Annotated in this window: 1 pseudogene; it reads left to right on the top strand. The window is 35.5% G+C overall.

Annotation, left to right across the window (positions count from 1 at the left end):
* Positions 1 to 276 (top strand): annotated as a pseudogene (locus C1G53_RS13470) (ComF family protein); the annotation flags it as partial.

Here is a 276-nt window from a genome sequence, read left to right as displayed (position 1 = left end):
AAAAATAAAACAAGATTTTCAGATCTCATCTTCTTTAGTAAAGAAAAATCGGGCATCTGTGAAGAATGTTTTTCGACTTTTGAGGAAATAGCAGAGCAACACTGTCCACATTGTTATAAAAATGGGGAATCGGAAAGTTGCAAGGATTGTCAGTACTGGCAGAATCAAGGGAAACCAGTTGTCCACACAGCTTTGTACCAATATAATCAAGCGATGGCGCATTATTTTAGTCGCTACAAATTTCAAGGAGACTATGTTTTAAGAAATATTTTTGCT

The organism is Streptococcus suis (genome assembly GCF_002960445.1).
GTDB lineage: Bacteria > Bacillota > Bacilli > Lactobacillales > Streptococcaceae > Streptococcus > Streptococcus hyiners.
This window is presented reverse-complemented; position numbering and strand designations above follow the sequence as displayed.